General features: G+C 71.0%; 5 protein-coding genes. All 5 read left to right on the forward strand.

Features of this window, described 5'->3' with window-relative positions:
- Window positions 1–42 precede the first annotated feature (42 nt).
- Window positions 43–1179: a molecular chaperone DnaJ gene (gene dnaJ, locus VF794_RS07530; RefSeq protein WP_331108500.1), complete on the forward strand. Its 1137-nt coding sequence runs from the start codon at window positions 43–45 to the stop codon at window positions 1177–1179.
- Between the two features lie 319 nt (window positions 1180–1498).
- Window positions 1499–4582: a protein kinase domain-containing protein gene (locus VF794_RS07535; protein ID WP_331108501.1), complete on the forward strand. Its 3084-nt coding sequence runs from the start codon at window positions 1499–1501 to the stop codon at window positions 4580–4582.
- An 84-nt stretch (window positions 4583–4666) separates the two neighbouring features.
- Window positions 4667–5500, forward strand: coding sequence for an SAM-dependent methyltransferase (locus VF794_RS07540; RefSeq protein ID WP_331108502.1), 834 nt, complete (start codon window positions 4667–4669; stop codon window positions 5498–5500).
- 147 nt (window positions 5501–5647) lie between these two features.
- Window positions 5648–7423 (forward strand): tryptophan dimethylallyltransferase family protein, encoded by a 1776-nt coding sequence (locus VF794_RS07545; RefSeq protein WP_331108503.1) that lies wholly within the window; start codon window positions 5648–5650, stop codon window positions 7421–7423.
- Window positions 7420–7610 (forward strand): hypothetical protein (locus tag VF794_RS07550; protein ID WP_331108504.1); only part of this gene is annotated, 191 nt, incomplete at its 3' end. The genes VF794_RS07545 and VF794_RS07550, both read left to right, overlap by 4 nt.

The following is a 7610-nucleotide window of genomic DNA, read 5'->3' on the forward strand; positions in this document are numbered from 1 at the left end:
ACGCGAGCGTAGAAAGTCCAATAATTCCAGGGGTTTGACGCAATGCCAGCGGCGGCGGGCGCACAGAAGCGCGACTACTACGAAGTACTGGGGGTCCAGAAGACCGTCTCGGCGCAGGAGTTGAAGAGCGCGTTCCGAAAGGTGGCCCTGCAGTACCACCCGGACCGGAACCCCGGGAACAAGGAGGCCGAGGAGAAGTTCAAGGAGGCCTCCGAAGCCTATGAGGTGCTGAGCGACCCGGATCGCCGGGCCCGCTATGACCGGTTCGGCCACGCGGGCGTGGGCGGAGCGGCCGGGGGCGATCCGTTCAGCGGCGGCTTCCAGGGCGTCAACATCAACGACATCTTCGGGGAGATTTTCGGAGACATCTTCGGGGGGCGCGGAGGTGGCCGGGGCCGGGTGAGCAACCGGGGCTCGGACCTGCGCTTCAACCTGGAGATTTCCTTCGAGGAGGCGGCGTTCGGCTGCCGCCCGAAGGTGCCGATTCCGCGCCCGAAGAAGTGCGAGACGTGCACGGGCTCGGGCAGCAAGAGCGGCGCGGGCCCCAAGGCGTGTGGCACGTGCGGGGGCTCGGGCGAGCTGCGCTTCACCCAGGGCTTCTTCGCGGTGAGCCGGCCGTGCAGCGACTGCGGCGGCACGGGCGCGGTGGTGCCGGACCCGTGCGCCAAGTGCAAGGGCTCGGGCAAGGTGCCCAACGAGGAGGTCATCGAGGTCAACATCCCCCCGGGCGTGGACAACGGGACGCGGGTGCGACTGACGGGCATGGGCGAGCCGGGTGATCGGGGCGGGCCCGCGGGCGACCTCTACGTGACGGTCATCGTGCGCGAGCACCCGCTCTTCCAGCGCGAGGACTACGACGTCTTCTGCGAGGTGCCCATCTCCTTCACGCAGGCGGCGCTGGGGGCGAAGATCGACGTGCCCACGCTGGATGGGAAGGTGAAGATGACGATCCCCGAGGGCACGCAGTCGGGCAAGGTGTTCCGGCTCAAGGGCAAGGGGATTCCGCACCTGCACAGCGGGCAGCGCGGGGATCAGCACGTGCGCGTCATCGTGGAGACGCCGACGGGGCTGACGGCGAAGCAGCGCGACCTGCTCGAGAAGTTCGCCGAGTCGAGCGGAGACGAGGCGCACCCGCACTCGAAGAACTTCTTCGACAAGGTGCGCGAGCTCTTCGGCTGAGCCAGGTGAGGGGACCTGCCACCTCGGGTTCCCCCGTGAAAGAGGGCCATGGCGTGAGGATCTCCAGATCCTCCCCGTGGCCCTCTTCGCGTTTCGGATGAAGGCGGATGTACCGCCACCTCCCCCCGTGCCGCAGAGGGCCCCACCGTCCCTGGAGTCGCAGGCCGCTGCCCAGCGGTGAACGGCGCGAGAGCGTGGCGCGAGGGCGGAGTGCCCGTGGGTGGACGTTCATGCTGTCCCGCGGCGATGGGCACTCACCAACCCGCCCCCCCGTGCCCATACCGAGCACGCAACCTAGGGAGATGGGGGAGGTGCCGGCATGGCCACATACCGACTCATCCGCAAGCTGGCAGCGGGCGGCATGGCGGAGGTGTTCCTGGCCAAGGTGGTCGGGGCCGAGGGCTTCGAGAAGCCGGTCGCTGTCAAACGTGTCCTGCCGTCGATGGCGCAGGACCGGGAGTTCGTGGAGCTGTTCCTGCGCGAGGCCAAGCTGACGGTCTGCCTCCAGCACGCGAACGTGGTGCAGGTGTTCGACCTGGGCTCCATCAACGGCCAGTACTACATGGTGATGGAGTTCGTGGACGGGGAGAACCTCCGGGCCGTGCAGCGCGGCGCGGCGTCCAGCCAGGTGTCGCTGGGGCTGCGCGAGGTGTGCTTCATCGTCCAGCAGGTGACCGAGGGCCTGGCGTACGCGCACGGGCGCTCGGACGCGGCGGGCCGCCCTCTCAACATCATCCACCGGGACGTGAACCCATCCAACGTGATGGTGGCCAGCAGCGGCGAGGTGAAGCTGGCGGACTTCGGCATCGCCAAGGCGGCCAACGCGCAGAACGGCACGCAGGTGGGCGTGGTGAAGGGCAAGGCGGGCTACCTCGCCCCGGAGCAGGTCAAGGGCCTGGAGGTGGATCAGCGCGCGGACCTCTTCCTCATCGGCCTGATGCTCTACGAATTGCTCGCCGGCAGGCAGGTCTTCGGTGGCACGGACTACTTCGCCACGCTGCGCAACATCGCCCAGTTCGACGTGAAGAGCCTCGCGCCGGTGCCGGGCGTGCCTCCGGCGCTGTGGAGCATCGTCACCCGGGCGCTCGCGCCGGACCCGACGGCCCGTTTCCAGCGGGCGCGCGACATCTCCGACTCGCTCCAGAACTTCCTCTTCGACCACCGGCTGCGCGTGGGCCCGCAGGACGTGGCGGCGCTCTTCTCACGCTGCTTCCCCGAGCGCCGCTCGCCGCTGGAGGGCGAGAGCGAGGTGCGGGGTGAGGAGATCCGCCTCGGCTCGGACGCGGGAATCCAACGCCCGCAGACGCTCACCTCGGTGCGCTCGCGCCCGCCGTTCCCCGGGGGACCGAGGCCGGGGACGCCCTCGATTCCCACCACGCGGCCCTTGACGGAATCGCAGCGGATGCAGCCTCCGCCTCCGCCGGCCGGGACGTCGGTGACCCTGACGGTGCCGCCGCCCGTGATGGCACGCGCGGTGACGGGCGCCGTCTCCACCCTCTCCCTGCCGACGGCCACGCGCGTCATGCGCCCGGCGCGTCGCAAGCTGGGCGAGATGCTGATGGCGCTCGGCAAGCTGTCGGAGGCGCAGCTCAAGGGCGCGCTGGAGCGGCAGAAGCGCACCGGCGGACGCATTGGCGAGCTGCTCGTCGCCGAGGGGCTCGTCACCGAGGAGGACGTGGTCCGGATGCTGAGCGAGCAGGGCGGCATCCCGTTCGTCTCGGACAAGGTGCTGCGCACCATGCCGGTGCCCAAGGCGCTGCTGTCGCTGCTGCCGCTGGAGAAGGCCGAGCGGCTGGAGGCGGTGCCGGTGGCGCAGCAGGGCAAGGAGCTGGTGTGCGCCATGCGCGAGCCGCGCGACCTGGCCCGGCTCGACGAGCTGAAGTTCATCACCGGCAGCCCCGTGCGCGGCATCTACGCGACCGAGGGCGCCATCCGCCGCGGCATCGGCCGCTTCTACCGGGGCGATGACCCGGACCAGATGGGCGACTGGTCCAACAACGCGATGCCGCTGGCCGGCTCCGAGTCGGAGACGGGCGTGACGCCCTATGCGGACAAGCACACCCGCACGCGCGAGCGCCTGCTGGACGAGTCCGCCTTCGTGGAGGTGGCGGCGGTGCCCGCGCCTCCGCCCTCGGCGTCACCACCCGTGCTCGAGCCGGTGGCCACGCCCGCACCCCAGCCCGTGACGCTCGCGCCCGCCTCGCTGGCGCGCACCATGCTGGTGGTGTCGGACGATATGGAGCTGCGCGAGGCCGCGGTGCGCCTGCTCACGCGCCAGGGCGTGGCGGCCTCCAGCTGCGGCGCCGCGGACGTGGAGAGGGCCGTGGCGCTCGGTGGTACCGAGGTGGCGCTGGTGGCCGCGGACACCGTCCCGGACGCGCCGGCGCTGGTGGCGCGGCTGATGACGGTGGCGCCCACGATGGAGGTGCGCGTACTGCCCTCGTTCGCCGAGGCGCTCGGGGGCGAGGCCGGTCCATTGGGCCGCGCGGCACGGCTGCATGCGCGGGTGGTGGACGCGGCGCTCGCCGAACTCGGAGGCGTGGGCGTGCAGGGCGCGGCGCTCGCCAAGCTGGCGCGGCGCGTGGCCCGCAGGTTGGGGGCCGGGCGTGCCGAGGCCGAACGGGCCTCCGCGGTGGCCTATGCGCTGGCGCTCGCGGCCTTCCAGGAGTCGGAGGAGGGAGCGCCCTTCACGCGGCCCTCGTGTGAGGCGATGCGCGCCATCCTCGGTCGGGACGCGGGCGAGCTGGCGGGCCTCATCGGCGCCTGCACCCGGGACGCCTCGCCGTTGCCGGACAGCTCCAGCCGGGCCGCGCTCGCGCTGGCCGCGGCGGTGTCGCTGCTGGAGGTGGCGGGGACGGCCACCCTGGTGGCCTCGGCCGCCTCGCAGTCGCTCGTGAAGCTGCGCGCGGAGAACAAGCTGCCCGCGGCGGCCCTCGAGGCCCTCTCCGCGGAGGTGACGGAGCTGGTGCTGGGGGAGAGCACCGCGCATACGGTGGTACTCGCCGAGCCCAACGCCGCGCGGGCCTCGGCCCTCCAGGCGCGCTTCCTCGCGGACGGGGTGCGGGTGGTGCTCGCCGACTCCGCGGCCCGGGCCCGCGTGCTGCTGTCGGAGGGCAGCCAGGCCCTCGTGGTGGCCTCGAAGCTTCCGGACGGGGACGGTGCCGCGCTCACCCGCTCGCTGCGCTCCGTGGCGGACACCGCCTCGTTGCCCATCTTCGTGCTGGCGCCCCCGGAGGATCCCGGGCTGGTGGAGGCCGGGTTGGACGCGGGCGCGGATGACGTCCTCACCTACCCGGTCAACCCGGACGTGCTGGCCGCCAAGCTGCGGCGTGCCCTCCAGCCGCGCCGCGTCATGGCTGCCCCAGCCCCGGGGGTCCTGGCCTCGGCCTCCGCGAGCGCTTGAGCGGTACGGGGCCCCGTCTCGTCCCAGGGTTCGAGCTGAACTACAGTCGGCTCGAACCCCACCAGCGCCGGGGACGAGGCCAGGATGAGCTACGAGTCGAAGGTTCGGGAGTTCTACGACAACGCGTTCCACTGCTATCAGCGGTTCATGGGGGACCGCTGGCACCACGGCGACCCCGAGGCGGAGGCCAGTGGTCTGCCGCCCCTGCGGGCCTGCGAGGTGCTCGAGGAGAAGATCGTCTCGCAGCTCGGCCTGAAGGAGGGGAGCTGGGCGCTCGACTTCGGCTCCGGCATTGGGGGCCCCACGCTCCACATGGCCCAGGTGTCCTCCGCGTCCTTCGTGGGGGTGACCAACAACGAGCGGCTCAACCAGAAGGCACGGGAGAAGGCCGCCCAGGCCGGTCTCGCCCACAAGGTCCGTTTCGTCACCCTCGGCGACACCGACTACAAGCACCTTCCCTTCCCGGAGGGCACCTTCGACGCCGTCACCTTCTACGAGTCGGTGTGCCACATCCCGGATAAGGCGGCGCTCTTCCGCGAGCTCGCTCGCATCCTCAAGCCGGGAGGTCGTCTGGGGGGCATGGACTGGCTTCAGCGGCCCTTCGGCCAGTACCAGACGGAGGAGCAGATCCTCCGGTTCATGCAGCCCCTCAACGACTCCACCGCCATTCCCGGACATGGCAGCGTCGGGAGCTACACGCGGATGATGGAGGAAGCGGGACTCCAGGTGCTGGTGGCCCGGGACCTGTACGAGGGCACCCTGTCCAAGGGCAGCGCCACGTCCGAGGAACAGGTGCAGTGGCTCGGGTATGAAGGGCCCGAGGGCGAAATGTTCCAGCAGGGAAAGAAGACCCTGGATGAGGCGCGCGCCGCGGGTGTCTTCACGGTGGGGATGTTCGTGGCGGTGAAGCCCCGCTGACCCGGGTGGGTAGCGGGGGCCTCGCGTGGACAACTCTCCAAGGCCAGCGGTACCTTGGCTCCCGAGCCTTGAGAAAAGGGGAGGGGCCAACCGTTCCGCTTTCGATGGGCACGGTCTCGCCTCGTCCTTTGCTGGGAGGAGACAGACATGCCACGGAACGAACCCACCGGGACCCTCATCACCTCGGGGAGTGAACGGCTGACCGCGCTCGCCCGGGTGTTGGGGTTCGATGAGCCCCACACCCAGTCGATGCGGGAGGTATTTCGAACGCTGGCGGCGAGCTGGCGCGAGCTTCCCGCGGGGGGGACTCCGCCGTGGCTCTCCGACGTGTGTGACGACCACTCGCCCTTCGAGCTGTCCATGGCCCTCGACGCCGAAGGGCCGCAGCTGCGCGTGCTGGTGGAGCCCATGGATGCGCCGCCCTCGCTCGAGGCCAATCGCGCCGCGAGTCTGCGCCTGCACGAGGTGCTCGCCAGGGAGTACGGCCTCCAGCTCGAGCGGGTGCGCGCGTTGGAGAAGTCGCTGCTGCCGGCGGGAGCACGGGGCCGATTCGTCGGGTGGTACTCGGCGGCGTTCAGCCCGGGGCAATCGCTGGACTTCAAGGCGTACTTCAACCTCCACGTCCAGGGCCCGGGGCGCGCGCCGAGGCTGGCCGAGGAGGCCCTGCACCAGCTCGGCTTCCACGCGGCCTGGCCCACGGTGGCCTCGATCCTGGGGCGCCGGGAGGTGGGGGCGGATGAGCTCGTCTACCTCGCGCTGGACCTGTCCTCCCGCTCCGACGCGCGGGTGAAGCTCTACTTCCGTCACCACCAGGCGACCGCGGCCTTCCTCGACGAGCTGTGCGCGGTGGCGCACCACCACTCGCCGGGAGCCACCGCCGGCTTCTGCCGGAAGATGGCCGGTGGCGACGAGGGCCCCTATGGCGGCAAGGGTCCGGTCACGTGCTTCAGCTTCACGGACCCCTCCGACGCGCGGCCCAAGGCCGTGACGGCCTACTTCCCCGTGTCGCACCATGCGCGCGACGATCGGGAGATCCGCCAGCGCATCACCGACTTCCTCCACGCGCAGGGGCTGGCCAGCGCACCGTACCTGGGGGCGCTCGAGGCCTGTGCCCGCCGCCCCCTGGAGGCGGGCACGGGCATCCACACCTACGCCGCGATGCGGTGGCAGGGGCGGCCCCGGATGACCGTCTACTTCTCACCCGAGATCTACGGAATGCAGAAGCCCGAGAGACAAGCACCCCAGGCGCGGATCGTGCGGCCGGCGACGGAGATCATCGAGCACTTCGAGACGCACTCCATCGCGGACCACCCCTTCTTCGCGCGGCTGAGCCGGGAGCCGGTGCGGCTGGAGGTGCTGGCGCGCATCTTGAGCAACTTCCGGGTGGGCATCACCCAGGACTTCTCGCGCCGGTTGGCGTGGCTCACCGCTCGCGTCGGAGACGAGCGCATCCGCTGCAAGCTGGCCAAGCAGCTCAACGACGAGCTGGGCGATGGCGACTTCACGCGCGCCCACCGCGGGCTCTTCGAGCGGATGCTGGAGGTGGTGTCGCCCTGGGCTCCGCCGGAGACGGACGAGGTGCTGGCGCCGGGCCGCGTGTTCGGCGCGGAGCTGGAGCGGTGCTACGTGAACGCCGAGCCGTATGAAGGCGTGGGCGCGAGCCTCGTGGCCGAGGTCCATGGCAAGCAGGTGGACACGTTCATCGCGGAGCAGTTCCGCCGCCAGAGCCAGATTCCGCCCTCGGCGCTGGAGTGGCTGCACCTGCACGAGAACCTGGAGGTGGAGCACGTCGACGAGTCCCTGGACATCGCGCGGCTCATCCCCCCGGGTGCGGCCAGCGAGGCCGCCTGGCGTGGAGCGAAGTCGCTGTCCACCGCGGCGCGCGCCTTCTTCGACACCCTCTATCGGCAGAGCTTCCCATGAGCGGCCCGGACTTCGCCGCGCTGCGCGCCCGCTTCCCCATCTTCTCCGAGCGCACCTACTTCGCCACGCAGTGCCTCGGCCCCATGCCCTCCGAGGCGTACGCGGACCTGTTCGAGTATGGCCGGACGCTGGGGCTGCGCAGCCGCTCCATCCCGCTGTGGCTGGAGCGCATGGCCGAGTTCTCCCG

The organism is Archangium sp., from assembly GCF_036389735.1.
Lineage (GTDB): Bacteria > Myxococcota > Myxococcia > Myxococcales > Myxococcaceae > Archangium.

Coding starts and splice junctions, on each gene's coding strand:
- dnaJ (WP_331108500.1), top strand. CDS start 43: ATGCCAGCGGCGGCGGGCGCACAGAAGCGCGACTACTACGAAGTACTG.
- VF794_RS07535 (WP_331108501.1), top strand. CDS start 1,499: ATGGCCACATACCGACTCATCCGCAAGCTGGCAGCGGGCGGCATGGCG.
- VF794_RS07540 (WP_331108502.1), top strand. CDS start 4,667: ATGAGCTACGAGTCGAAGGTTCGGGAGTTCTACGACAACGCGTTCCAC.
- VF794_RS07545 (WP_331108503.1), top strand. CDS start 5,648: ATGCCACGGAACGAACCCACCGGGACCCTCATCACCTCGGGGAGTGAA.